This window comes from Actinoplanes sp. CA-131856, assembly GCF_050956135.1.
Taxonomy (GTDB): Bacteria; Actinomycetota; Actinomycetes; order Mycobacteriales; family Micromonosporaceae; genus Actinoplanes.
Genome location: NZ_CP191849.1, coordinates 5,122,749 through 5,145,927, shown reverse-complemented (window position 1 = coordinate 5,145,927; position 23,179 = coordinate 5,122,749). Strand labels below are relative to the sequence as shown.

Annotated in this window: 20 protein-coding genes; 7 read left to right on the top strand and 13 right to left on the bottom strand. The window is 70.9% G+C overall.

Going from position 1 to position 23,179, the window contains the following annotated elements; all coding sequences use genetic code 11:
* The first annotated feature begins 68 nt into the window (after nt 1-68).
* Nucleotides 69-2,774 (top strand): helix-turn-helix transcriptional regulator, encoded by a 2,706-nt coding sequence (locus ACQP2X_RS23775; protein WP_498700353.1) that lies wholly within the window; start codon nt 69-71, stop codon nt 2,772-2,774.
* Here ACQP2X_RS23775 and ACQP2X_RS23770 read toward each other — a convergent pair.
* A complete protein-coding gene (locus ACQP2X_RS23770) occupies nt 2,755-4,557 on the bottom strand; it encodes a glycoside hydrolase family 15 protein (RefSeq protein ID WP_498700352.1) in 1,803 nt (600 codons plus the stop codon). The genes ACQP2X_RS23775 and ACQP2X_RS23770 overlap by 20 nt on opposite strands.
* A 77-nt stretch (nt 4,558-4,634) precedes the next feature.
* On the opposite strand from ACQP2X_RS23770, the gene murJ reads away from it, so the two are divergent.
* The 3 genes from murJ to ACQP2X_RS23755 all read left to right on the top strand — a co-directional run bounded on the left by murJ (nt 4,635) and on the right by ACQP2X_RS23755 (nt 9,021).
* On the top strand, nt 4,635-6,101 hold the full coding sequence (gene murJ / locus ACQP2X_RS23765; RefSeq protein WP_498701019.1) for a murein biosynthesis integral membrane protein MurJ: 1,467 nt from the start codon (nt 4,635-4,637) through the stop codon (nt 6,099-6,101).
* 48 nt (nt 6,102-6,149) lie between these two features.
* Nucleotides 6,150-7,343 carry an MFS transporter gene (locus tag ACQP2X_RS23760; RefSeq protein ID WP_498700351.1) on the top strand — a complete coding sequence of 398 codons (1,194 nt, stop codon included), beginning with the start codon at nt 6,150-6,152 and terminating at the stop codon, nt 7,341-7,343.
* A 649-nt stretch (nt 7,344-7,992) separates the two neighbouring features.
* A complete protein-coding gene (locus ACQP2X_RS23755) occupies nt 7,993-9,021 on the top strand; it encodes a hypothetical protein (RefSeq protein WP_498700349.1) in 1,029 nt (342 codons plus the stop codon).
* Between the two features lie 150 nt (nt 9,022-9,171).
* Here the strand turns inward: ACQP2X_RS23755 and ACQP2X_RS23750 are convergent, their stop codons facing one another.
* The 7 genes from ACQP2X_RS23750 to ACQP2X_RS23720 all read right to left on the bottom strand — a co-directional run bounded on the left by ACQP2X_RS23750 (nt 9,172) and on the right by ACQP2X_RS23720 (nt 16,313).
* A complete protein-coding gene (locus ACQP2X_RS23750) occupies nt 9,172-10,464 on the bottom strand; it encodes a hypothetical protein (protein WP_498700348.1) in 1,293 nt (430 codons plus the stop codon).
* A 64-nt stretch (nt 10,465-10,528) separates the two neighbouring features.
* Nucleotides 10,529-12,130: a PAS domain S-box protein gene (locus tag ACQP2X_RS23745; protein ID WP_498700346.1), complete on the bottom strand. Its 1,602-nt coding sequence runs from the start codon at nt 12,128-12,130 to the stop codon at nt 10,529-10,531.
* Nucleotides 12,131-12,195: 65 nt separating this feature from the next.
* Nucleotides 12,196-12,765, bottom strand: coding sequence for a DUF2087 domain-containing protein (locus ACQP2X_RS23740; RefSeq protein WP_498700344.1), 570 nt, complete (start codon nt 12,763-12,765; stop codon nt 12,196-12,198).
* Nucleotides 12,766-12,805: 40 nt separating this feature from the next.
* On the bottom strand, nt 12,806-15,004 hold the full coding sequence (locus ACQP2X_RS23735) for a glycoside hydrolase family 9 protein (RefSeq protein WP_498700342.1): 2,199 nt from the start codon (nt 15,002-15,004) through the stop codon (nt 12,806-12,808).
* Between the two features lie 55 nt (nt 15,005-15,059).
* The gene (locus tag ACQP2X_RS23730) at nt 15,060-15,410 is read right to left on the bottom strand and encodes a UBP-type zinc finger domain-containing protein (protein ID WP_498700340.1); all 351 of its coding nucleotides are present in this window, start codon (nt 15,408-15,410) and stop codon (nt 15,060-15,062) included.
* Nucleotides 15,411-15,440: 30 nt separating this feature from the next.
* A complete protein-coding gene (locus ACQP2X_RS23725; protein ID WP_498700339.1) occupies nt 15,441-15,905 on the bottom strand; it encodes an aminoacyl-tRNA deacylase in 465 nt (154 codons plus the stop codon).
* 63 nt (nt 15,906-15,968) lie between these two features.
* Nucleotides 15,969-16,313 carry a hypothetical protein gene (locus ACQP2X_RS23720; RefSeq protein ID WP_498700337.1) on the bottom strand — a complete coding sequence of 115 codons (345 nt, stop codon included), beginning with the start codon at nt 16,311-16,313 and terminating at the stop codon, nt 15,969-15,971.
* A 188-nt stretch (nt 16,314-16,501) separates the two neighbouring features.
* Here ACQP2X_RS23720 and ACQP2X_RS23715 point away from each other — a divergent pair, with 188 nt between their 5' ends.
* Nucleotides 16,502-16,879 carry a DUF427 domain-containing protein gene (locus ACQP2X_RS23715; RefSeq protein WP_498700334.1) on the top strand — a complete coding sequence of 126 codons (378 nt, stop codon included), beginning with the start codon at nt 16,502-16,504 and terminating at the stop codon, nt 16,877-16,879.
* On the opposite strand, the gene ACQP2X_RS23710 is transcribed toward ACQP2X_RS23715, so the two are convergent.
* Both ACQP2X_RS23710 and ACQP2X_RS23705 read right to left on the bottom strand, forming a co-directional pair.
* On the bottom strand, nt 16,840-16,980 hold the full coding sequence (locus tag ACQP2X_RS23710) for a hypothetical protein (protein WP_498700332.1): 141 nt from the start codon (nt 16,978-16,980) through the stop codon (nt 16,840-16,842). The two genes, ACQP2X_RS23715 and ACQP2X_RS23710, sit on opposite strands and share 40 nt — an antisense overlap.
* A 51-nt stretch (nt 16,981-17,031) precedes the next feature.
* Nucleotides 17,032-18,048 carry a sulfotransferase family protein gene (locus tag ACQP2X_RS23705; protein ID WP_498700331.1) on the bottom strand — a complete coding sequence of 339 codons (1,017 nt, stop codon included), beginning with the start codon at nt 18,046-18,048 and terminating at the stop codon, nt 17,032-17,034.
* A 174-nt stretch (nt 18,049-18,222) separates the two neighbouring features.
* Here ACQP2X_RS23705 and ACQP2X_RS23700 point away from each other — a divergent pair, with 174 nt between their 5' ends.
* Nucleotides 18,223-19,173 carry an alpha/beta hydrolase family protein gene (locus tag ACQP2X_RS23700; protein WP_498700330.1) on the top strand — a complete coding sequence of 317 codons (951 nt, stop codon included), beginning with the start codon at nt 18,223-18,225 and terminating at the stop codon, nt 19,171-19,173.
* On the opposite strand, the gene ACQP2X_RS23695 is transcribed toward ACQP2X_RS23700, so the two are convergent.
* Both ACQP2X_RS23695 and ACQP2X_RS23690 read right to left on the bottom strand, forming a co-directional pair.
* Nucleotides 19,131-20,114 carry a TIGR03617 family F420-dependent LLM class oxidoreductase gene (locus ACQP2X_RS23695; protein WP_498700328.1) on the bottom strand — a complete coding sequence of 328 codons (984 nt, stop codon included), beginning with the start codon at nt 20,112-20,114 and terminating at the stop codon, nt 19,131-19,133. The genes ACQP2X_RS23700 and ACQP2X_RS23695 overlap by 43 nt on opposite strands.
* Nucleotides 20,115-20,136: 22 nt before the next feature.
* Nucleotides 20,137-21,408 carry a hypothetical protein gene (locus tag ACQP2X_RS23690; RefSeq protein WP_498700326.1) on the bottom strand — a complete coding sequence of 424 codons (1,272 nt, stop codon included), beginning with the start codon at nt 21,406-21,408 and terminating at the stop codon, nt 20,137-20,139.
* Nucleotides 21,409-21,469: 61 nt separating this feature from the next.
* Here ACQP2X_RS23690 and ACQP2X_RS23685 point away from each other — a divergent pair, with 61 nt between their 5' ends.
* Nucleotides 21,470-22,384, top strand: coding sequence for a pyridoxamine 5'-phosphate oxidase family protein (locus ACQP2X_RS23685; protein WP_498700325.1), 915 nt, complete (start codon nt 21,470-21,472; stop codon nt 22,382-22,384).
* A 354-nt stretch (nt 22,385-22,738) separates the two neighbouring features.
* Here the strand turns inward: ACQP2X_RS23685 and ACQP2X_RS23680 are convergent, their stop codons facing one another.
* The gene (locus tag ACQP2X_RS23680; RefSeq protein ID WP_498700324.1) at nt 22,739-23,107 is read right to left on the bottom strand and encodes an RICIN domain-containing protein; all 369 of its coding nucleotides are present in this window, start codon (nt 23,105-23,107) and stop codon (nt 22,739-22,741) included.
* Between the last annotated feature and the right edge of the window lie 72 nt (nt 23,108-23,179).

Sequence of the window (23,179 nt, the reverse complement as noted above, 5' to 3'; positions counted from 1 at the left end):
TCCTCACATGAAGGTTGCCAGGTCAACCATCGGGTGGCGGGTACGCTCCCGGGCGGGAGGATGATCACGTGTTGCAAGGGCGCAGGCACGAGCGTGAGACGTTCGACCGGTTGCTGCGCGACATCACGGCCGGTAACAGCCGCGCCCTGGTGCTGCGGGGTGAGGCCGGGGTGGGCAAGACGGCTCTGCTCGACTATCTCGCGGAACAAGCGGGTTCGGGTGTACGGACCACTCGCGCGGCCGGGGTCGAACTCGAGTCGGAGATCGCCTACTCGGCGTTGCAGCAGCTCTGTGCGCCTCTGCTGGGGTCGCTCGACCGGCTTCCGGAGCATCAGCGGGAGGCGATCACCACCGCCTTCGGGCTGAGTGCGGGCAGCCCGCCCGAGCCGCTGCTGGTGGGTCTGGCCGTGCTCGGGCTGCTGGCCGAGAGCGCCGGCGAGCAGCCGCTGGTGGCGATCGTCGACGACGTGCAGTGGCTCGACCGGATGTCCGAGGTGATCCTCACCTTCGTGGCCCGGCGGCTCGGGGCCGAGTCGGTGGCGCTGATCTTCTCGGTGCGGTCGCCGGGGGACGAAGGGGTGCTGGCCGGGCTGCCCGAGCTGCCGGTGGCCGGGCTGCCCGACGCCGAGGCGCGGGAGCTGCTCGACTCCGTTCTTCCCGGACCGGTCGACTCGCGCGTGCGGGACCGGATCGTCCTCGAGACGCGAGGCAACCCGCTCGCCCTGCTGGAGCTGCCCAAGGGGCTCACGCCGGCGGAGCTGGCGTTCGGCTTCGGCGGGCTGAGCTCGGCGCCGCTGGCCGGCCGGGTCGAGGAGGCGTTCCAGCGGCGGATCGCGGCCCTGCCCGCCGACACCCGCATGGTGCTGCTGGCGGCGGCGGTCGAGCCGGTCGGCGACGTGACGCTGCTGTGGCGGGCCCTGCAACGGCTCGGCATCGGGCCCGAGGCGGCCGCCCCGGCCGAGTCCGCGCAGCTCATCGACCTGAACCGGCGGGTCCGCTTCCCTCATCCGCTGGTCCGCTCGGCCGCCTGGCGGGCCGGCCACGCCGACGACCTGCGCGAGGTGCACGCGGCCCTGGCCGAGGCCACCGATCCGGGGGAGGACCCGGACCGGCGCGCCTGGCACCGGGCGCACGCGGTCTCCGGCCCCGACGAGGAGGTCGCCACCGAGCTGGAGAGCTCCGCCGGCCGCGCGCTGGCCCGCGGTGGCCGCTCCGCCGCCGCGGCGTTCCTCGAGCGCGCCGCCGAGCTCACCCTCGACCCCGCCCGCCGCGCCGGCCTGCTCATCTCGGCCGCCCAGGCCAACGCCGACGCCGGCTCGTTCGCCCAGGTCCCCGAGCTCCTGGCCGTGGCCGAGATGAGCCACCTGGACGCGCTTCAGCAGGCCCGCGTCGAACGTCTGCGAGCCCACCTGGCCCTCATCCTCAACCCGGGCCGGGCCGCCGGCCCGCCCTTGCTGGCGGCCGCCCGCCGCCTGCGCGACCTCGACCCGGCCGCCGCCCGCGAGACCTACCTGGCCGCCGTGGGCGCCGCCCTGCACGCGGGCCGCCTCGACGACCCGTTCCTCCGCGAGGTGGCCCGAGCAGCCGCCACCGAAGCCCCCACCGGCGGGCCCGACGACGCCGTCGGGCTGCTGCTCGACGGCATCACGACCTGGATCCTGGACGGTTACGCGGCGGCGGCGCCGGCCCTCAACCGGGCGCTCGACGTGCTCGTGGAGAAACCGGAGCCGGGGCTTCTGTGGCTGGCCGCGCCGGTGGCCCATGAGATGTTCCGGCACGACGCGTGGGATCCGATCACCGAGCAGGGACTCCGCGCGGCCCGGGAGACCGGCTCCTTGTCGCTGCTTCCCACGGCTCTCGCGTTCCGGTCGGGCATCCTGCTCTACATGGGCCGCCTGGCCGACGCCGCCAGTCTCACCGACGAGGCCGGCGCTCTGCGGCAGGCCCTCGGCAGCGCGCTCCAACCTTCCGCCTCGGTCACCTTGGCCGCCTATCGAGGGCTTCAGCCGTACGCCTCCGAGCTCGCCGACGACGTCATCCGCGACGCCAAGTCGCGCGCCGAAGGCCGCTCACTCGGCGTGGCTGGCTTCGGGAAAGCAGCACTGGGCAACGGTCTCGGCGACTTCGAAGGCGCCTATCAGGCGGCCAAGGAAGCCGCCGAATACCCCGATCTCGCCGTCTACGCCTGGACTCTCAGTGAGCTGGTCGAGGCCGCCGCCCGGGCCGGGCACCACGAGGAGGCGGCCGGCGCCGCCAAACGGCTGGCCGAGCGGACCGCGATCGCCGGCACGGACTGGGCCCGAGGGGTGCAGGCCGTGGCCGACGCGCTGGCCGGGCCGGCCGGTGACGTCGAGGAGCGGTTCCGGGCCGGCCTCCGGCATTTCGCCGCCGCCGGTGGGGTCATGCACGCCGCGCGCGCCCATCTGCTGCTCGGTGAATGGCTGCGGCGGGAGAACCGGCGCACCGAGGCCCGTGCTGAGCTGCGGGAGGCGTACGAGGCCTTCACCTCGATGGGCGCCGAGGCCTTCGCCGATCGGGCGGCCCGGGAGCTGGCGGCGGCCGGTGAGGCCGTACGGCGGAAAGCCTCGGACGCCGCCCGCAAGCTCACCTCGCAGGAGGAGCAGATCGTGCGCCTGGCCGTCGCCGGGCGCACCAACGCCGAGATCGGCAGTGCCCTGTTCCTCAGCCCGCGCACCGTCGAGTGGCACCTGCGCAAGGTGTTCACCAAGCTCGGCATCACCTCGCGGCGGGAGCTCACTTCAGCCCTTCCCTGACCCGGGCCTCCGTCGGGGCCAGGGCCGTCGTCAGGGTGCGGGCCGTGTCGATCAGCGGGACGTGGCTGAACGCCTGCGGGAAGTTGCCGACGAGACGGCCGGCCTCCGTGTCGTACTCCTCGGAGAGCAGGCCCACGTCGTTGCGCAGGGCCAGCAGGCGGGCGAACGTCTCGCGCGCCTCCTGTTCGCGGCCCATCAGCGCGTAGTTGTCGGCCAGCCAGAACGTGCAGGCCAGGAACGCGCCCTCGCCCGGCGGCAGGCCGTCCACGTCGGTGCCGCGATGCTGCGTGTAGCGCTGGACGAAGCCGTCGACCAGCAGATTCTCCTCGATCGCGGCCACCGTTCCGGCGACCCGTTCGTCGCTCGCCGGCAGGAAACCGACCAGCGGCACCATCAGCAGCGCCGCGTCGAGCTCCTCGGAGCCGTAGTACTGCGTGAAGGTCCGCCGTTTCTTGTCGTACCCCTTCGACAGAATCTCCGCATGAATCTCGTCGCGCAGCTTCACCCAGCGTTTCCGCGGCCCGGGCAGGCCGAAATCGTCGATCGCCTTCACCGCGCGGTCGGCCGCGACCCATGCCATCAGCTTGGAGTGCACGAACTGCTGCGGGCCGCCGCGCACCTCCCAGATGCCCTCGTCCGGGTCGCGCCAGTGCTCCTCGACGAACTCCATCAGCTTGCACTGCAGCCCCCAGGCCGGGTCGTCGGCCTTCAGCCCGGCCCGCCGCCCCTGGTGCAGGGCGTCCATCACTTCGCCGTAGACGTCGAGCTGGAACTGTTCGGCGGCGGCGTTGCCGATCCGCACGGGGTTGCCGTCGTACCCGGTGAGCCACGTGGCCACGTATTCGTCGAGGCGGCGCTCACCCGCGACGCCGTACATGATCTGGAGCTCGGCGGGGTTGCCCGCGATGGCCCGCAGCAGCCATTTGCGCCAGGCGGTGGCCTCGCTCTGAAAACCCGAGTAGAGCAGCGACTGCAACGTGATGGTGGCGTCGCGCAGCCAGCAGAAGCGGTAGTCCCAGTTGCGTACGCCACCGAGCTTCTCCGGCAGGGAGGTGGTGGCCGCGGCGACGATGCCGCCCGTGGGGGCGTAGGTCAAAGCCTTCAAGGTCAGCAGCGAGCGTACGACGGCGTCCCGCCACTCGCCCTCGTAGGTGCACGCGGAGACCCAGCCCCGCCAATACCCTTCGGTGACGCCCAGCTCCTTGACCGGGTCGACCGGTTCGGGCGGCGGCAGGTGCGACGGCCGCCAGGTCAGCACGAACGGCACGGTCTCGCCCGGCCCCACGGTGAACTCGGCCCGGGTCGCCATGTTCTCGCCGCGCGTCTCCACCGGCGTGCGCAGCCACGCCGCGTCCGGCCCGGCCACCGCGACCAGATCGCCCTGCTCCTGATAGACCCAGGGCACCACGTGCCCGTAATCGAAGCGCAGGCGCAGCACCATCGACATGTCCACGCGGCCGCGGACGCCGGTCACGATCCGCACGACCGAGGGCGCCTCGGTGTCGCGCGGCGGCATGAAATCGGTCAGCCGCACGACGCCGCCGGCGGTCTCGAACTCCGTCTCCAGCACGAGCGTCTCGTCGACGTAGCGCCGCCGGACGGTGTGCTCGCCCTCGGGCGCGATGGTCCAGTGGCCGTTCTCCTCGTCGCCCAGCAGCGCGGCGAAGATCGCCCCGGAGTCGAAGCGCGGCACGCAGAGCCAGTCGATGGAGCCGTTGCGCCCCACGAGCGCGGCCGTCTGCGTGTCGGCGATGATCGCGTAGTCCTCGATCGGCAGAGCCATAGCCGGATTTCATACCCGCGTGCGGCGCCCGCCTACCATGACCGGCGATGACTTCTCTCGGACAGGCCGGCCGCGGCATGGCGGTGGCGACCCTGGCGTCCCGGGCCGCCGGTTTCGTCCGGGTTCTCATCCTGGCGTCCGCTCTCGGCCTCGGCAGCGGGCTCCTGGACGCCTACAACGTCGCCAACACGCTGCCCAACGCCGTCTTCGAGATCGTCGTGGGCGGCGCCATGGCCAGCGTGGTGGTGCCGCTGCTGGCCCGGTCCACCGGCACGCCTCAGGCCCAGAAACTGCTTTCCTTGATCGTGTACGGGCTGAGCGCCGTCACCGTCGCGGCGATGGTGACCGCGCCCTGGCTCGTGGCCGTGCTCACCCCGGGCTTCTCGGCGGGCCAGCGCGACCTGGCCGTGGCCTTCGCCCGGTTCTTCCTGCCGCAGATCCTGTTCTACGGGGTGAGCGCGGTGGCCGGCGCCATCCTGAACACGCGCGGCCACTTCGCCGCCCCCGCCTGGGCCCCGCTGGTCAATAGCGTCGTGGTGATCGCGGTGGGTCTGCTCTACCTGGCGATCCCCAGCTTCACGCTGCTGGCGGCCGGCACCACGGCCGGCGTCTTCGCCCAGATGGCGCTGGTGGTGTGGGCGCTGCGCCGCAGCGGCTTCCCGCTGCGCCCGCGGTTCGACCCGCGCGGCCTCGGCCTGCGCCGCGTCGCCCGGCTCGGCGGCTGGGTGCTGCTGTCGGTCGCCGCCGCCCAGGTCCTGCTCGCGGTGGCCACCCGCGCGGCCTCGCTGAGCGGCCCCGGCGGTGTCAGCGTCTACCAGAACGCCTCGGCGATCTTCCAGGTGCCGTACGCGGTGATCGCCCTGTCGGTGATGACCGTCGTCCTGCCCCGGCTGTCCCGCAGCGCCGCCCGCCACGACCTGCGCCGCGTCACCGACGACCTGTCCCGGGCGATCCGCCTGGCCGTGGTGATCCTGGCCCCGGTCGCCGCCGCCATGCTGGTGCTGGGCCCGCAGATCGCCACCCTGTTGTTCGCGCACGGCAACAGCTCACCGTCCGCGGTCACCCGGCTCGGCCTCGTGGTGGCCGGCTTCGGCGTGGCCCTGGTGCCCTTCACGGCGTACGCCATCCTTCAGCGCGGCTTCTACGCCTTGCAGGACACCCGCACTCCCGCGCTGATCACCACTGGCGTGACGGCCGTCGGCGTGCTCGGCTGCCTGGCGGCGGGGGCGGCGCTGCCGTCCGCTCTCGTCGTGGTCGCGGTCCCCTGGGCGTACGCGGTCGCCTACACCACCGGCCTCATCGCGTCGGCGCTCGTCCTGCGCCGTCGCCTGGGCCGCCTCGACGGCCACCGCCTGCTCCGCACCCACGCCAAGGTCGCCGTGGCCACCGGCGCCGCCGGCCTGCTCGTCCTCCCGCTGAGCGACTGGGCCCCGATCGCGGTCGCCCTGGGCGCGGCCGCCTATCTCGGCGTGGCCAAGCTGGTGCGCTTGGGTGAACTGCGCCAGCTGTATAGGATCACCGGCATGTCGTTCCTCCGTGCGTAGACGGGCCCGCTTTCCCCAGCCGCGGCCCTGCTCTCCCGAGGAACAACCATGTCTTCGTCCTATCGTGCTGTCCTGCGCACACCCCACGCCGCGCGCGCTTTCAGCGCCGCCCTGATCGGCCGTCTGTCGTACGGCGTCGTCTTCCTCTCGCTCGTCCTGGCCGTCACCCAGGCCACCGGTTCCTACCCGGTCGCCGGCATGTTCACCGCCTTGTTCGGCCTGACGAGCTCGTTGCTGTCCCCACTGCGGTCCCGCCTGATCGACCGTTTCGGCCTGCGCCGGACGCTGGCGCCCATGGCCTCGGCGTACACCCTGCTCCTGCTCTTGATCGCCGCCGCCACCTGGCGCCCCGGCACGCCGCACCTGGTGCTGTGGACGCTGGCCGTCACCGCCGGCGCCCTCACGCCACCGCTCGGCCCCATCATGAGGGCACTGTGGACGGACATCATGCCGACCGAGGAGCTGCGCCGGCGCGCCTTCTCCCTGGACACCGTCTGCGAGGAGCTGCTGTACGTGACCGGCCCCCTGCTGGCCGGCCTGTTCGCGGTGGCGAACCCGGCCCTGGGCGTCGCGGTGAGCGCCCTCCTGGTCCTGACCGGAAGCCTGCTGCTGGTCACCGCCCCTAAACCCCGCGTGCCCTCGGCGCCGATGCCGTTCACCGCGGTCTACCGCCCGGCCCTGGTGGCCGGGGCGGTGGGCTTGAGCCTGGGCGCGCTGAGCCTGCTGGTGGTGGCTTTCGCCGACCGCACCCACCACATCGCGGCCGTGGCCTGGGTCGAGGCCGCCCTGGCCGCCGGCAGCCTCGTCGGCGGCCTCGCCTACGGCGCGATCACGTGGCGCTCCGCCGGCGAGCGCAGGCTGCCGCTGCTGGCCGCCGCGCTGGGCGTGTCTCTCGGTGTGGCCGGACTGGCCGGGAACCTGTGGGCGCTCGCCGCCCTGATCGGCGTGACCGGCCTGTTCCTCTCACCCGCCTTGACGACCGCCTACCTGATCGCCGACAGCGCGGCCCCACCCGGCGCCCGCGTCCAGGCCGGCGCGTGGGTGAACGCCACCTACAACCTGGCCAACTCGTTGGGCGCCGCCTCGATCGGCCTGCTGATCGGCCGCCTTCCCTTGCCGCTGTGTTTCGCTCTGACTGCCACGCCTGCGGTCCTTGCAGCGCTTTTCGCTTTCGCTCACCCCGCCGCCAACGAAGCCAAAGTTCCGCGGCCCATCGAATACGCTGTTCCCACCTCGGGCTGATCAACAGCCTTATCGGCCGCCTTCCGAACAATGACTCGACGCAGTGTCGACCTAGCCCGACGCGGGCATCTTGCTAACCCAACTGCCGAGGAGGCAGGCCGCTCGCTCAAGCTTCTCTGGCGCAACTACGCAAGATGCCTGGCCGCCTATGGCATGCCACCAAGCATATGCACGACCGTAGGCTGTCATCTCCGCTGCGACTCTTCCGAATACCCGGCGAGCGATCTCGCGACGGACACCAAGCCATGACGGTCCGGAGTGCTGCTCTCCAAGAATTTCGTATCCTCGTCAGCTATTGAGTCCCGCGTAGCGGACCAGGAGAGGGGCACGTGGCTAGACTCTATCGGACTATCAGCCACTCGAGAGGTTGGCCGGGCCTGCCCGACTATGAAATTTTGCGAGCAGCAAGGTCAACTAATCCGTTAGCCATCCTGGCGGCTGGTCCGGCTTGCCAGATTACGAGATCAAGGTCGGCAAGATCAACCGGGCCGTGAACCATCCTGATGGTTGGCCTGGCTTAGCTAACGACGAGATCAGGGGAGTCGAAGTTTGCCGCACGGTTGACCATCCGAATGGCCGGATCCGATCAGCGTCATGTGGGATCAGAGACTGAGGCACTCATCCCGATACAGAATATAGGAGCCGGTTAGTGATACCGAAAGCGGCTAGGGAGTTAGCCATACTGAGGTCCGTATATCGGCTTGAAGAGTATGCAGAAGTAGAGCACGCTGATCGTCCGGACTTCTACCTGCATACGCCAGGGCGTAAGCCTTTCGGCGTAGAAATAACCGAGCTGTACAGGTCTCAGACTGACGCCCGAACGATGCACCGACCCGAGTACATAGGCGATTTGCTTGCTGGTGGACGACATATGCACCGAGACGACATCAAGCCGCTTTCTGTTGCCCAAGTTCGAATATCGGATCCGTCAGGAGTTGTCAAGGCCGAGAATGTTCCGGCGATAATTCGCAGGGAGCCGACCACCGCAGATCACTCCAGCGCAATCGCGGAGGCCCTTCGCCGGAAGTCAGAGAAACTGAGCGCGTACGACGCCAACGTAAGCCACACTAATCTTGTGATCTTCGACGCTTACGAGTACGTTCGCGAGCCTATCAGTGAGTTCAATCTTACAGAACTCATGGCGACTGAGCTCCGAGCCGCATTAATCGAGACCGGATACAGGGAGGTCTACCTTGTGGCCGAGGAGGAGTCTGGACGGCAGTTCTATCGACCGTTGCGCCTACTACTCCTGCTGGAGGCGTTCCACCTCTACGCCAGCGCTCTCGCCGCCTACGACGACGGAGGTTTCGAGCTTGCCGAGGAAGACGTTGTGCCGCTATTTGTTCATGCGGGGCGAAGCGTTGGCATTCCTGTCGTATTGGCAGCTGATGATGGCCGGTACTGCGCGATATTTGGCGGGTGCGGAGTTCAGCTTTTCGACGGATCGACAACCATCTTAGATTTCGCCGACGCGGAGTTGCCAGCAGCTCTCCCAGTGCCCGCTGCACCACTCTCGGGAAACGCGTTGGATTCCTTCCTGGAGCACTATTCTAATTTCGCTTCCAACAACGACTTCTTGTGCGCTGTTGCGCTAGACGTTAAAGAACGAGCCGAAATCTACAATGCCCGTGGCTCATTTGAGTTCCATCGCGCATTCCGAGCAAGGGAATGTGAGTAGCCATTCGGTTTGTCTATATCAGCGGGCTCCGTCTTTTCGCGCCGAGGCACGGCGGCCAGCTCTCCCGCCACCTGTTCTCGGCGGCTTTTGTATCGAGCGAGAGGATGCGGTATTCGGCGATATAGCGATCCCTGGGAGCGGATTCGGCAGTTATCTTCTCGGCTCAGTCCCGGCCGACTTGCGGTGGATCGTGTAGCGCAGGACCAGGAACGGGAAGCCGTACAGGGAGAACGCGTGGTCGGCGCGCAAGACGCCGTTGTCGACATAGACGTCCAGTTGCTCGGTGAAACCGTGGACGGCCAGTGTGGTCAGGTCCCGGGACTCGGCGTCCACGTACGTCAGATAGTGGCCGGGGTGGGGCAGCGGGCTCCGGCTCGTCAGGACCAGGCCGCCGCCGGGGCGGGGCTCGGGCAGGAGGGTCGCTGTGAAATTTCCTTGGGGCACCGGGAAACCGACGCTCACATAGCCGCGGCCGTCGTGGCGGTAGGTGGTGTAGATGCCCACGTAGATCGGCTCGTCCGTGTCGGCGAAAGAGCGGATCCAACCCCGTACGCCGATGAGGTCGGTGTCTTCGGGGGTGATGGTGTCGATGCGGCTGCGGACGCCGCGCAGGGTCTCGCGCTGGTTCATCGGCACGTTGGCCTGGCCCAGCGGGCGGGCCACGAAGGTGCGGTATAGCAGGTAGCCGGGGCGCACCCAGAGCCGCCACTCGGGCACGATGTCGAGCCGGAAGCGGGTCGTGTGCTCGTAGAACTCCCGCACCAGAGGGTCCACGCCGGCCGGGTCGAACTGCGGGCCGGCCAGGTCGCCGAGCGACGCGACGATGCCCACGTCCTCGGCGTCGGCCTGATAGGTGCCGCCGAGCACCTCGGCCAACTCCCGCACGTAGCCGGTGCCGACGTAGCCGGCGCGGGCCTCCAGCGGGACCACGAACGGCAGGTCCTCGGCCCGCACCCCTTCGGCCAGCAGGCCCACCTGGGGGTCGCGGAACAGCAGAGCGGCCACTGCCCGGTAGCCGACCACCGCGGTCGCCGCCACGGCGGCCGGTGGTGGCTCCTTCGAGGCGGCGAGGCGCCACAGCGCCCCGACGGTGGCTCCGGCCACGGGACCGAGGGCCACCTTCTGCGGCCGCATGCCGAGCGCGCCGGCGAAAGCTCCGGCCGCCGTGCCCACGGCCACCGGGCCGGCACCGGTGATCCGGCCGCCCAGCCATCCGGCCGGGGCCGCGAGCGCGCCGCTCATGACCACCCGGGACCACCAGGCCGGGATCTCCCCGGGCTTCTGCCGGGCCCGGGACACCGCCTCGGTCACGACGAGCGCGGCCGCGCCGAGCGCCGCCGCACGGCCACGCCGCCGGCCCGCGACGGCGGCCCCGGCCAGCGCCCCGGTGATCGCGGCGAAGACGAGCCCACTGACGCGCTTGCCGCGCTCCCCCGCAGTCATGAGCGCACCGTAGCAAGTGCCGTGCCGCCTCCGGTCGACCGCCGACCCGAGGTAGAAGACGGGCTCAATATCGGAACTTGTGCTGAGCGCTGCGCCGATTCACCCGGCCCGGCAACTCGTCCGGGTTCTCGTGTCTGGAGCGCTTCCGGTCCTGGTCAGGACCCTGGGGAAAATCCCGCATCGTCACCACGAAACCCTGGACCAGGCGGTCCTCGCGCAGATCCCGGTACGTGGCCTCGACCGGCACCTGGCCCCCGTCGGGTCTGATCAGCGAGCAGAACACCACGCCGTCGCCAGTGCCCCGGAACGCCTGGCGCACGCTGGTGCGGTCGTCCGGGTGCACCAGGTCGTCCAGTGTGGCCAGCGGCGGCAGATCTGTGCCGCCCAGCAGGTCGCGGAGCGACTGGCTGGCGTACCGGATGCGCTGGTCCTCGTCGATCACCAGCATCATGTCCGCGCTGTTGCTGATCACCGCTCGCAGGTAAAGGTCGCTGTCGCGGCGGCCCACCGCCTCCATCAGGGAGATCCGGTCCAGGGCGAGCGCCGCCTGGCCCGCCAGCACCTCCAGGGTGTCGCGCGTGGCCGTCAGCGTGTCGCGGCGGCCCTGGAGGATCAGGGCGCCGCCGCTGGGCCGGGCCACCGCCAGCGGTTCCAGCCAGAGCGGGCACACCAGCGTCGCGTAGTCGCCGTCCGCCTCCTCGATCCACCAACTGCGGTGCGGCGTGCCGGGGGCGGCATCGCGGGGGACCTGGCGGTCGTCGACCGCGAAGACCGTGCTGCGGAGGGTCTCCGGTGGCATCAGCTGGGCGATCGCGGCCCGGACGGCCTCGTCCACGGCCGGGGTGTCGGCGGCGGCGACCAGTGCGGCGCTCGCCTGCCGCAGGCCGCGCTCCCGGGTCAGCGCCTGGCCGTTCAGGTTCACCGCGTCGGTCAGCCTGGTGATGGTCAGCAGGAGGGTGACCGCGCCGGCCACGGCGATCACCACGCCGTCGCCGACCGTGCCGTCGAGCGCCTCGACCAGCAGGACGACCGGCGGGGTGGCCACCGAGACGCCCAGCAGCGTCGCCCAGCGCCCGCGCCACGGGCTCGGGCGCGGCTCCGCCGGCTCGGTGAGCCGGACCATCGACGGGTGCAGCGCGGCGGCGCCCCAGGACAGGTAGAGCACCACGAACCCGGTTTCGCTGAGCCGGCCCGGCCACAGCGGCTGCACGATGTCACTGACCAGCACGCCCACCGCACCCACGACCAGCAGCACGGCCGAGACGTTCCGGCCCACGGCGACCAGCACCCGGGCGACAACGGCGAGAAGCAACAAGGCGCCGATGACGTACGCCCCCGAGACGCTCCCGATGCGGCCGGCGTCCCCGACGGCGAACACCCAGACCACCAGCAGCGCCGAACACGCGAACGCGAGCAGGTCGATGAGCCGGGCCCGGTCCACCAGAACCGCGCCGACGCGGGTGAACTGGAGCAGGCTGGCCGCGACCAGCGCGAACATCACGTAGAAGCAGAGATCGGCCACGCTCGCCCGGTCCAGTGCGGTCAGCACGTCGCCGGCCGCGCTGGCCAGCAGGGCGCCCGCGAGCAGCAGCCAGGGTCCGGTCCGGGCCGGCCGGTGCCGGCGTACGCCGTAAAGAATGGCGCCCGCGCTACCGATTCCCAGCACAACCCATTCGATGACCCTCAGCACGCACCACTAGTACCAGCGGCGTTGCTGTGTGTCCATGCGTGTCAGGGGGTGAGCTGGGCCGGCAGGGGGCGGCCGGGGCCGTAGGTGGTGCCGGCGCGGTCGCGTTCCAGCCAGCCTGTGTCGACCAGCATGCGGCGGACGCCGGCCACGTCGTCGGTCACCTGGGACAGGCGGGAGTTGATGTGGTCCTCGTCGTAGAGGCCGTCCAGCGCCAGGAACCGGGCGAACAGCTCGCCGATCAGCTCGTAGCGCTCCCCCAAGGTGGGCGGCAGGCTGGTCAGGCGCCCGTGGGCGAAGTTGCCCCGCAGCTGGGGATAGTCGCGCAGCAGCGCGACCATCGGCTGCAGGGCGTCCACCGCGGTCGCGGCCTGTCTCAGCGCGCCGGAGTCGGCCCGGTAGACGCCGTTTCCGGTGCCGGTGGCCAGGCCGGCCCCGACCAGGCGGGCCAGGGTCTCGCCGGCCTTCTGGACCGGGACGTCGATGGTGAAGGCCAGCTCGGCGATCGTGGCTCCCTCGGCGCCCCGGCGGACCAGCTCGGCGTACGCCGCCAAGCGGTGCGGGACGGCCAGCTGGCTCAGCATTTCGGCCGCGCGGGCGGCGTCGGCGGACATCCCGCCACCGTAGGACCGCGCGGCCGAAATGGCATCCGGTTTACGAGGCGGCGAAGGCCGTGATCCAGGCCAGCGGCGCGTTCCAGTTGATGGTGAGCTCGTTGGTGGACCAGCTCTGGATGTCGTCGATGTAGCAGAACTGGGCCACACAGCCGGTGAGCTTGCTCTGGGCGTACGGATCCTGAATGGCGCTGTTGGGGCCGCCGGACAGGGTGCCCACCGGCGGGTTGGGCAGCGCCGGGTCCAGTTGCCGGGCGTACCAGCGGCTGTGCTGGTTGTGCGAGCTGACCTCGCCGTATCCGGTCACGTAGGACTGGTTGAGGGCGTTGCGGCCGAACATGTAGTCCAGGCCGGTCAGCACCGCGTCGCGGTAGACGGCGCGGCCGGTGATCTTGTGGCCGGCCGCCAGCACCACCATGTTGTTGAGGATGATGCTGTTGGAGCCCCAGTCCCAGGCGTTGTTGGCCGGGGCGTACGGGACGCCGTACGGATGCTGCCGTTGAATGGCCAGATATTTCTCCGCTCCCCGGACCACCGACGCCTTGACGGCGGCCAGGCCGGGCAGACGGTTCGGCACCAGCGCCAGATCGAGCCGTGCCGCCGCGGCGGTGGAGGCCCAGTCGAAGGCGCCGGCGCCGAACACGTCGGCGGTGTGCTCGGGCGACGAGAGCACGTCCGCCTGGTACCGCTTCTCCCCCGTGGAGAGGAACAGTTCGGCGGCCGCCCAGTAGAAGTCGTCGGTGACCTTGGTGTCGTTGTAGGCGCCGCCGCCGACCCCGTCGGACTCGGGCGCGAGCATCACCGGGTTGGCTTTGGCGGCCGCGTACGCCGTGCGGGCCGCCGAGAGGGCCCGGGCCGCGAACGCCGGGTCGTACTTCTTGTAGATCCGGGCGGCCTGGGCGGCCGAGGCGGCCAGGTTGAGTGTCGCCGCCGTGGAGACCGGGTGCAGCTCGCGCGGCTGTGGGTCGAGGTGCGGCAGCAGGGGCAGGCCGGTCCAGGCCTGGTCGTGGATCTTGTGATGGGCCATTCCGGCGTACGGCTTGCCCGCCGGCACCTGCATGGACAGCAGGAAGTCGAGCTCCCAGCGGGCCTCGTCGAGGACGTCGGGCGTGCGGTCGCCACTCTCGGGGATGGCCAGGCCGAGCTTGCGCAGGGCCGGGAAGTTCTCGTACGCGCTGAGCACCTCCCAGACCGAGATGCCGCCGTTCACCACGTATTTGCCGTGGTCGCCGGCGTCGTACCAGCCGCCGCGCACGTCGAGGGTGTAGTCGCAGACGCCGGGCTGGCACGGCACCGCGCCGTCGCCCTGGTTGGGCGCCACGTCGACGTGCCCGGCCGGGCGTCCGTAGCCGGGGCGCAGGTCGTCGCGGATCTCGATGCCGCTGCGCTGCGTGTAGTAGAACTTCAGGGCATCGGTCCGGAGCTTGTCGTACGCCCGCGGGTCGATGTCGAAGGGACGGCTCGTCTCTCCGTCGGCGGTCAGGGTATATCCGGTGCCGCGCCTGGTGTAGCGGCCGAAGTCGATCGTGTGCACGTTCTGCCCGGACGAGACGTCGACGCCGCGCGGTGTGGTGTCGCCCCGGGCGACGACCTGGCCGGCGGCGTTCGCGAGCTGCCACGGCAGTTTCTCGAGAGAGGTGGTCACCAGGGTGGCGGCTTTGGGACCGTCCGGAAGGTACGCCACCTGGTTCACCCGGACGCGGGGGCCGGTGTCCGGCACGTAGACCTCGGGCGGCACCCCGCCGACCAGCGACACGTTGTCGACGCAGAAGTTCCACGGGTCGGCGCTGCCGCCGAGCTGGAAGGCGACCTGGCCGATGGCGGTGTCGGCCGGGGCGGTGAAGGTCCACGAATAGTGCTGGAAGTCGCCCATGGCCGGCGACTGCTCGAAGTACGTCGTGTACGGGTCGGCACCGAGCCCGACGATCGCCCGCACCACCTTGCCGGCGTCGCCGCCGGCGTCGAAGGAGAACCGGTAGGTCTCCCCCGCGACCAGGTCGATGTCGTTCTGGCCGACGGCCACGTCCCACTTGTTGACCGTGCCGCCGGGCACGGCGACGCAGGCCCGGCCGTCGGTCAGCGTGAACGGACCGGACGACGACCAGAACGGGTCGGTGGTGCCGTCGAAGCCGCCGTTGACGACCTGTTCCACTTCCGCGGCGAATGCGGGCACCGCGGGCACGAATAAGGCGGACACCGCTACGACGGCGATGATCCGGGAGCGCTCCCACAGAGACATGGACACATATTGATCGATGCCGTAACGCTGTGTCAACGCTCCCGCAACACAACCGTCAGCGGTGCAGGTGCTTCTTCCAGTCGGCGGGCACGGCGCCGGCCGGCCCGGGGGCGGGCTGGTCGAGCGGGTGACTGTCGGCCGGGGCCAGCCGCGGGCCGTTGCCGGCCTCCTCGGTGCTGAAGTCCCAGAACCAGTCCTCGCCGGGCTCGAACGACTGGATGATCGGGTGGCCGGTCTCGCGCCAATGGGCGGTCGCGTGCTGCGAGGGTGAGCTGTCGCAGCAGCCGATGTGCCCGCACTGGGCGCAGCGGCGCAGGTGGAACCACCAACCGTCGGCGTCGAGGCACTCGACGCAGCCGGTGCCGGACGGGGGGATGTGGGGCTGGATCGGGTCTTCGCTCGTCACGTGGAGCAACCTACCCGAGCCACACATGCACTAGGCTGCATCGTCCGTCACATCGGCGAACCGGCCACCCAGGGCGGCCACCGCCTCGTCGGCACCGACCCGCAGGCCCACCCCGCGCTCCCCGGCGCCCAGGTTGATCGTGCGGCCGCGGGTGCGCTCGTCGGCGATCACCGGCCACGAGCCGGCCGCGCCGAACGGGGTGATCGTGCCGCGCTCATATCCGGTGGCGGCCAGCGCGACCTCGGCGTTGGGCATCGAGAGGCGGTTCACGCCGAGCAGGGCCCGCAGCTTGGGCCAGGAGATCGACCGGTCGCCCGGCACCAGCACGAGCACATAGTCGTCGTCGCCCCGCCGTACGACCAAGGTCTTGACCAGGTCCTGGATCTCCACGCCCTGGGCCCGGGCGGCCTCGGCGACGCTGGAGACGGGACCGTGGCGCAGCAGCGTGGACTTCACGCCCAGCGCGGTGGCGGCGGTTTCGGCGGGGTTCGGCATGTGATCAACCGTAGACACGGAACAGGCCACATCCGAAGCGGATGTGGCCTGTTCTACGCGCGTTCAGTCGCGACCGCGGCGGTGGTCCCGCCAGTCGTCGTGGTCGTCGTCCCGGTCGACCGTCAGCTTCCAGTCGCCACGGTGCGGGCCACGCCACACACGGTCACAGTCGAAGTCCTCCCACCAGTCACGACGCTCGCCACGCCAGCCGGCGCGCTCACAGTCGCGGCGGCTGTCGTAGTAGCCGGCCACGTCGTCGTCATCGTCGTCCCACGGGCGCACCTGGGTCTGCGTCGTGCCCTGCGAGGACGAGGCGGCCGTGGCCGCCTGTGCCGGACCCGCACCGATCGTCACGCCCGTGACCAGGCTCAGTCCGACGAGTGTCAGGATCCGCGTTGCCGCTTTCATCTCTCTACCTTCCTCGAGCCGGTTGATTCGCCCTAAGGTCATCACGGCCGTAAGCCGCATATGTGGCAACGGCCGCCTTTGGGGCGTTCGGGCGAGGAAGCCATGGATGACCGGCCGGATTTTGGACGATCGGCTGCGCGCCGAGAAACAATGTGCGTCAGGAATCGATCATGAGCGAAGGAGCTCGCATGAGCGGCAAGCCCGTCCTGGAACCCGGACCGGACCACCCGATCACGATCACGCCGAACCCGGCGCACATCGTGGTCACGGTCGCCGGCAAGGTCGTCGCCGACACCCGCAACGCCCTGACGCTTCAGGAGTCGACGTACCCCGCCGTGCCGTACATCCCGATCAGCGACGTCGACCAGTCGCTGCTCGAGAGCAGCTCGACCGAGAGCTACTGCCCGTACAAGGGTGACGCCAGCTACTACTCCATCCCGGCCGGGGGCGAGAAGTCGGTGGACGCCATCTGGGTCTACCGCGACCCGCGCCCGGCGGTGGCCGAGATCAAGGACCACGTCGCCTTCTACCCGGACCGGGTCGACTCGATCGCGATCGAGAGCTGAGGAGCGGGGGCGACGGTCACGCCGGCGCCCTCCTCGGCGGCGAGCAGCGCGGACAGCACGGACAGGATGAAGGCGGTGGTGACCGCCCTGGTGAACAGCACGGATCAAGGAGATCCGGTACGGCCCGGCTTGATCGCCAAGCCGGGCCGCTGTTACCTCGAAAGGGGTCGGCTGCCCAGCTGACCGCTGGTCAGCCGAGCGGCCACGACCGGCTCACGGCGCCCGGCCCGCACCGCGCCCCGGGCGTCGCCGGCGAGCTGCCGCAGCGGGCTCAGCCGGGCGCGGGCGGTGAGCAGGGCCCGGGTCGCGACCACGCCGGGCGTGGGTACGGGGCGGGTCGACGGCTCGTACCCGAACCGCTCCAGCCGCGAGCCGAGGACGGCCTCGCACCGCACGATCTCCTCGGCGGTGAGCCGCTGCCGCCAGCTGCGGACCCGCTGGGTGGTCACGCTTTCGTGGGTGCGGGTGTGCCAGGTCTTGTACGACGGCACGGCCACCGCCGCCAGCCGGTCGGGCCGGGCCATGGCCGGGTCGTACTCCTCGCCCAGGAAGTCGCAGATCCGGCGCAGGTGCTCGGCCGGCTCGGCCACCAGGTCCTCGTAGCGCACCCGCAGATAGACGTCGGGCCGATAGGTGCGGCCGGCGCGCAGCGAGGCGTCGGCCGAGCGGGCCCAGGTGTCGATCAGCAGGTCGAGCGAGTCCGCGGCCCAGGGCGCCTCCTTGAGCGAGGCCACGCAGTCGCGCCCGTCGCGCACGATGTCGATGATCTGCGCGTCCGGGAACAGCCGGAGCAGCTGCGGCAGGTGACGCAGATAGGCCGGGCGCTTGTCGCCCCAGCGCGGCTTGCCGAACCGCTCGGCGTAGAGCCGGAAGACCGTGCCCAGCGCCGAGCCCAGCGTGGGCGGGGCGCCGGCGATCGCGTCGATCACCCGGGCCTCCTCGAGGCCGAGGTCGCCGAAGTTGTCGGTGGTGACGATCCAGGCGCCCAGGTCACGCCGCCGGTCCGCCTCGCGCAGGTCGCCGAACTCGTGGCGGCGCTGATAGGCCGGGAGCAGGAAGCGGCTCTCCGGCGGCAGCGCGATCCGCGGGTGCGCGTGCAGCATGAGCTGGAGCATCGTCGTACCGGATCGCGGGCAGCCCACCACGAAGATCGGACGGTCGCTGAGCATCGGACAAATCACCCCAGTCTGGAAGAAAGCGTCGCCTACGGAAACGATCACCCGCCGGGCTGGGCACGGCTTGTGAATCAGCTGTGATTCGTGAGAAAAGAGGAATCTTCACAGGTAGCGGCCCCACAGGGGTGGCATAGCGGGTACACAGGAACGCGCGGCACCGTGACCCGAGTGCTCATCTCGCGAAGATCATTACTACTCGGCGCCACTCTCGTGCCCGGCGCCGTCGCTATGACGGCCACGGCGGCCGGCGCGGCCGGTCGCGGCACGAGATCGGCCGCGCAGATCCTCTCCTCGGTCAAGACGTCCACGCTGTCGCCGCAGCCGGTCACGGCGTACGAGCCGCCGGGCGGCACGCCGCCGGCCGGGGTGAACTCGGTCGGGCGGGCCGACTACACGTTCACCCGCGACGGGCGGTCGCTGCCGACCCGGGTGTGGTATCCGGTCGGTCCCGGCCCCTACCCGGTGCTGGTCTTCAGCCACGGCATGCTCTCGCAGCCCGACGACTACGCGGCGCTGCTGGTCAGCTGGGCGCTCACCGGCGTCGTGGTGGCGGCGCCGCTCTATCCGCACACCTCGCTCGGCACGGCCACGTTCAACGCGTACGACGTGGCCAACCAGCCCCTGGACGCGTCCCACGTGCTGACCGAGATCGCCCGGCAGAACACGGTGACCGGCCCGCTGCGCGGCCGGATCGACGCCTCGCGGATGGCCGCGGCCGGGCACTCGGCGGGCGGGATCACCACCGCCGGCATGTTCAGCGCCTATCGCGACGAGCGCCTCAGGGCCGGGATCGTGCTGGCCGGCACCGACTTCCTGGCCACCCCGTTCAGCGGCTCCCCGGCCGCGCTGCTGTTCGTGCACGGCCGCGCGGACGACACGGTCAGCTGGTCGGCCGGGCACACCGTCTTCGAGGCCGTGCCCTGGTCACGGGCCATGCTGTCGTTCACCGACGGCGGGCACCAGACCAGCACGGCCGAGTTCCCGCTGGTCAGCGCCGCCGGCGCCCGCTTCCTGCGCTGGTCGTTCTACGGCGGCGCGCCGGCGCTGTCGGCCGGCTCGCTCGGCACTGTCGACAATCAGCTCCAGGCGGCGCGGACCAGCGCCGGATCGACCTCGTAGGGCGTGTAGAGCGAGATCCGGTCGACCAGCCCGCCGAACCGCTCCCGCAGGTTCTTCCCGACGTCACCGCCGACCGCGAAGGTGTCCAGCACGTCGTCGGTGATCAGGGCGGTCATCTCGGCCCAGGCCTGCCGCCGGGACAGGCCGTTGAGCTTGTCGGCCAGCTCGCCCCAGCCGTGCAGCTCCAGCACCGGACGATAGGCCGGCGTCGAGGCGTAGAAGGCGATCTGCCCCTTCACCGCCTGCTCCGCGCGCGACCGGGCCGCCTCGTCGGCGCCCAGCACCACCATGGCCGACAACCCGATCGCGAAACCGTCCAGATCACCGCCGCGCGCCTCCCGCAGCGCCGGGCGGGTGCGCTCGCGCAGATAGGCGGCGCTGGTCAGCGGATGCGCGAGCAGCCCGTCGCCGACCCGGCCGGCCACCCCGGTCATCCTCTCCCCCACGGCGGCGATCAAAATCGGGGGATTGCCGTACGGATTCCCGCCCGGGCTGAAGAAGTCGGTCATCAGCGTGTGCCGGTAGAACTCGCCCCGGAAGGCCAGACGGTCGCCGGTGGCCCAGGCGTGCCAGATCGCGCGGACCGCCCGCACGAACTCCTCCATGCGCGCGGCCGGCCGGCCCCACGGCATCGCGAAGCGGCGCTCGATGTGCGCCTGCACCTGCGAGCCCAGCCCCAGCTGGAAACGCCCGGCCGAGATGAGCTGGAGGTCGTTGGCGAGCACGGCCACGCTCATCGGGTTGCGGGCGAAGGCCACCGCGATCGCCGACTGCAGGGTGATCCGCTCGGTCGCCCGCGCGGCCAGGGTCAGGGCCGGGAAGACGTCGTGCCGCGTCTCGGCGGCGGCGAACCCGTCGTATCCGTCCCGCTCCGCCGCGACCGCGGCCGCCTCCACATCAAGGGGCGTGGCCGCGACGTCGGCGGCGAAGTCAACCAGCATGCAGTGTTCATAGCACCCGGGTTCACAGCACCTGGGACCGGATCCAGCTGACACAGGCCTTGTCGACCTCGGCGAACGGCACGCCGTAGGCGTCACGTGAGGCCTGGTCGTACTCGTTGTCCTGGGTCAGCACGAGACGTACGAAGGTGAAAAGCTTCTGCTCGCCGAACCGCCAGGCCATGCAGTCGACGGCGAAGTGGCTCAGCCCGTAGAAGGCGTCCCCGGCCCGGTCCGGCGCGTCCGCCCCCGGCTTCACCGGGATCATCGACCGCGGCGCGGCGGTGCGCAGCTGCCACCGCACGCTGTCCCGGCGCAGGCTTCGGGCGGCGGTCCGAGGTGACCAGCCGATGTATTCGGCGATGCCCTCGGACAGCCAAGTGTCGGCGGCGGCGTCGGCCCGGTAGGCGCCGGCCAAAGTGACGACGTGGCCCAGCTCGTGCTGGAGGGCCACCCGCAGGAAGCGGGGATCGCCTTCGAGCTTGCTCATCCGCAGCACGACGTCGGTGGCGTACATGTTCAGCGGCACGGCGAGGCCGACGGCCCAGTCGTTCTCCTCGCCGCCGTACCAGCTCCGCCACTGTGGATCGCCGGCCAGGTAGATGCGGTAGCGCGACTGCGGGGTGCCCATGAGCGCGGCGAACCGGTCGTCGGCCCGAGCGGCGGCCTCGGCCACCGGAAGCAGCCGCGCCAGGTGCTTACGCTCGGCCGGCGCGGCCAGCAGGGTGACCCGGGAACCGCGCAACACGGCCAGATCACCGGTCTCCCACGGCGCCGGATGACGAGGGTGTGGCTCGGGCGCGCTGGTGACGGCGCTGATGACGTACCGGGAACCGAGGGGTTCGAGGGTGAGTCTCTGCTCGACGCGAGGGGGCTGCTGCCAATGCGGCCCGGGACGGCCCGGGCACATGTCGGTGCCGAGGCAGTAGGAGATCTCGACCCGGAACTCCACGGCGTCACGCTTGCCGGCGGCGGGACGGCCCACGCCCGGCTCGTAGTCGAACCGGGTCACCTCGAGCGCCCGCAACGACCGGAACATGGCCCGGTAGCGCGGATGCAGCGGAGGAGCGACAGCGGCCAGCCAGGCCCGTTCGTCGCCGCGAAGAAGAGCCGCGGACTGCTCCCGCAGCGAACCGACGGCCCGGTCATAGGGCGCCGGCGGCTTCGGGGGAACGGCCCCGGCGGCGATGGCGGCCTGCTCCGGCTCGGGCCGCGACGTGACGACCCCCAGCGTCAGAAGAACCACACCGGCAGCGATGCACGCGGTGAAGGCGGCGCGACTGCGGGTCTGGCTCATGCCTCGGATCCAAGCAGATTGCGGGCGCAGACATCTACACCCGCCACTTAAGATCACCGCCATGCCGCAACTGCTCACCCCTGTCAGCGACGTCCTGAACGCCTACAAGACGTGCGAGTTCGTCACCCTCTCGAAGGACGGGACACCACTGGCCTGGCCCACATCGGGCATCACCCGCCCCGACGGCACGTTCCTGTTGACGACATCGGTGAGCTATCCGCAGAAGGCGGTGAACGTGCGCCGCGACGGGCGGGTCGCACTGCTGTTCTCGGAGCCGTACGCCAGCGGGCTGGACCACCCGGAGCAGGTGCTGGTGACCGGAACGGCGACCTGCCCCGACGAGATCCACACCGAGCCGTCCGGCGACCTGGGCGACTTCTGGAGGAGGATCTTCACGCTCCAGCCGAGCAGCCTGAAGTATCTCGACTGGCCGATCAACCGCCTGGCCGACTTCTACTTCTTCCGCCTCATGATCCGCATCACCCCGTCGTCGGTGCAGACCCGCCCCCTGCCGTCGCCGTCGGCACCAACGCCGTCCTCATTGGCAGGCGGCGAGGTGCTGGCGGCCTACTCGACGGCGGTGCTGGCAGCGCGGGACAGCTCGGGCGCGCCGTTGCTGGTCAGAACAAACGTGGCAAGCACGCCGTCGGGCTACGCGGTGAGTGTGCCGGACGACGTGCCGGTGACGGCCGGCCCGGCCAGCCTGCTGGTCCACCGCCACGACGACAAACTGGACAAGCTGCACAGCGCGAGCGTCGCCGGCACGCTGACACAGGCCGCCGACGGCAGCTGGCTGCTGACGCCGACCCGGTTGATCGAGCCCGGCGCACGGCACAAGGGCAAGGTCGCGGACCAGATCCAGCTCATCCGGACCTTGCGCGCGACGACGGACCGCTACCTGAAACGGCGAGGCCTGCCCCGCCCGACGGTGCCGTGGGCGGCGTACCGCGAAATCCGAACCACCCTGCCGAAGTAGCCCATCCACCCACGCCGCGCCCACCCAGCCGACGCCGCGCCCATCCAGCCGGCCGTGCGCCGCCAGCGGAGCCCGCCGCCCTCAGCCGACCCTCGTGAGCCCGTGCCCACAAAGCGCCCGGCGAGCCAGCGCGGCGCGGGGCGGGCGCGGCGCGGCGCGAGCAGGCACGGCGCGAGCAGGCACGGCGCGAGCAGGCACGGCGCGAGCAGGCACGGCGCGAGCAGGGCTACGGCTAGATCGTGGTCGCCGTCGATCGCGATGCACGTCATTCTCGCCGAGAAGCCGAAGATCGTGCTGGCGGGCTGTGGACAACCGCGAGACTGTGGACAAGCGCGGGCGGGCGGCGATCTTGTGCTAGGCGCCGGCGCCGAAGAGGGGCAGCGGCAGGCTGAGGACCTTCACCGTCCAGCGCTGGGATGCCGTGCACGATCTCTGGACGGCGGTGTCGCGGGCCAGGGTCAGGCACTTGCCGCTGTGGACGTTCTGGACCCGGGCGGTCTCACCGGTCGAGTCGCGCAGGCGCCACAGGCGGGAGTCGTGGCCGTCGCAGGTGTAGAGGTCGGCGCGCGCGTCGTCCCTCGTGCCGGCACCGGCGATCGAGAGGCATTTGCCGGTGGCGACGTTGAGGATCTGGAGGGCGCCGCCGGTGTCGGTCGTCGGGCGCAGCCGCCAGCGGAACGCCTCGGCCCGCCCGCACGGCTTCTGCACCAGCGCCGTGGTCAAGCACAGCTTGCTGGCCGCATTGATCACCTGGAACTCGAGCCCGACCAGGTCGACCGGCCCCGGAACGCCGAA

Bases quoted from the DNA above. Each gene is read 5' to 3' on its own strand.
- ACQP2X_RS23770 (WP_498700352.1), bottom strand. From the start codon at position 4,557: ATGGCTCTGCCGATCGAGGACTACGCGATCATCGCCGACACGCAGACG.
- murJ (WP_498701019.1), top strand. From the start codon at position 4,635: ATGGCGGTGGCGACCCTGGCGTCCCGGGCCGCCGGTTTCGTCCGGGTT.
- ACQP2X_RS23760 (WP_498700351.1), top strand. From the start codon at position 6,150: ATGTCTTCGTCCTATCGTGCTGTCCTGCGCACACCCCACGCCGCGCGC.
- ACQP2X_RS23750 (WP_498700348.1), bottom strand. From the start codon at position 10,464: ATGACTGCGGGGGAGCGCGGCAAGCGCGTCAGTGGGCTCGTCTTCGCC.
- ACQP2X_RS23740 (WP_498700344.1), bottom strand. From the start codon at position 12,765: ATGTCCGCCGACGCCGCCCGCGCGGCCGAAATGCTGAGCCAGCTGGCC.
- ACQP2X_RS23735 (WP_498700342.1), bottom strand. From the start codon at position 15,004: ATGTCTCTGTGGGAGCGCTCCCGGATCATCGCCGTCGTAGCGGTGTCC.
- ACQP2X_RS23725 (WP_498700339.1), bottom strand. From the start codon at position 15,905: ATGCCGAACCCCGCCGAAACCGCCGCCACCGCGCTGGGCGTGAAGTCC.
- ACQP2X_RS23720 (WP_498700337.1), bottom strand. From the start codon at position 16,313: ATGAAAGCGGCAACGCGGATCCTGACACTCGTCGGACTGAGCCTGGTC.
- ACQP2X_RS23715 (WP_498700334.1), top strand. From the start codon at position 16,502: ATGAGCGGCAAGCCCGTCCTGGAACCCGGACCGGACCACCCGATCACG.
- ACQP2X_RS23705 (WP_498700331.1), bottom strand. From the start codon at position 18,048: ATGCTCAGCGACCGTCCGATCTTCGTGGTGGGCTGCCCGCGATCCGGT.
- ACQP2X_RS23695 (WP_498700328.1), bottom strand. From the start codon at position 20,114: ATGCTGGTTGACTTCGCCGCCGACGTCGCGGCCACGCCCCTTGATGTG.
- ACQP2X_RS23690 (WP_498700326.1), bottom strand. From the start codon at position 21,408: ATGAGCCAGACCCGCAGTCGCGCCGCCTTCACCGCGTGCATCGCTGCC.
- ACQP2X_RS23685 (WP_498700325.1), top strand. From the start codon at position 21,470: ATGCCGCAACTGCTCACCCCTGTCAGCGACGTCCTGAACGCCTACAAG.